Below are 1,164 nucleotides of genomic sequence, written 5' to 3'. Positions count from 1 at the left end.
CATGTGTGCTCAGGCAGTGGTATCGCGCAGCAGCAGGTCGTAATCGAAGCAGCGATGGCGTGGCGCGCCATCCTGCGGTGCCAGCACCAGTTCGATCAGCGCCTGACTGACGGTCTCGAACGAGATGTCCAGGGTGCTGAGGCTGGGCTGGCGGTACATCTGCGGCGGCAGGTTATCGGCGCCGATGATGGCGATGTCCTCGCCGGGTGTATGGCCGCAGGCGCTGACCGCTTCCATCACGCCGTAGGCGAAGATGTCGCTGGCACACACGAAGGCGGTGGGGGCGTTGGCCCCGGACAGCGCTTCATGGGCGACCTGATAGGCGCTGGCATAGCCGTGCGGGCAATGGCGCGAGCTGGGCGCGAGGCCGGCGTCGTGCATCGCCTGCAGATAGCCGGTCTCACGTTCGACGGCGGTGTAGAGGTCGCTGAAGAAGTTGAGGAACAGGATGTTGCGATGGCCCAGGCCAATCAGATGGCGGGTGGCGCGCATGAAGCCGTCGGCGGCATTGATGTCGACCCAGTCGTGCTCGCTGGCGCGGCCGGTACGACCGTGAGTGACGAAGGGGATGCCGCTGTCGAGCAGGAAGTCGACGCGCGGGTCCTGAATGCGGGTACGGGCCACCACGAAGGAATCGACCTTGCCGCCATCGATGAAGCGCTTGTAGGTGTCCAGCTCGTCGCGGTCCTCGGGCACCGTGGTGACGATGAGGTCATGTTCCGGTGCGGCGTCGTGCAGCGCCTGGCCCAGCGCGACCAGCAGGCGGGTGTTGAACTGATCACGAAAGTCGCCCTGGGCGCCGTTCATGATGTAGCCCACCGAGGAGGTGCGGCCTGTTTTCAGGCGGCGTGCGCTCTGATTGGGCTTGTAGCCCACTTCACTGGCGTAGGCCTGCACCCGCTCACGGGTCGTGGCGCTGACATCCTCGAATCCGCCCAGTGCCCGCGAGACCGTCGTGACCGACAGGCCCAGCTGGCTGGCGAGATGCTTGAGTGTGATGTTCGGCGGCATGGCACTTTTCCTTTGCGGTAACTGTGAGCGGAAACCGTTACCCGAAACGTTTCGGAAGCGATCTTTTACTGTTTTGATTAGCTTGGCAAGAATGACGAGACCAAAGAATATATCCGTAATAATCCCGACATATGGCGCTGAAAATCGCCGCTC

1 protein-coding gene is annotated in these 1,164 nt (G+C 63.0%); it reads right to left on the bottom strand.

Features of this window, described 5'->3' with window-relative positions:
- Positions 1-9: 9 nt before the first annotated feature.
- Positions 10-1,011: a substrate-binding domain-containing protein gene (locus AC4FAH_RS14465; protein WP_054556976.1), complete on the bottom strand. Its 1,002-nt coding sequence runs from the start codon at positions 1,009-1,011 to the stop codon at positions 10-12.
- Positions 1,012-1,164 lie beyond the last annotated feature (153 nt).

This window comes from Cobetia sp., from assembly GCF_983723665.1.
The sequence above is the reverse complement of the archived record's forward strand: the minus strand, read 5'-3'. Positions and strand labels throughout refer to the sequence as shown.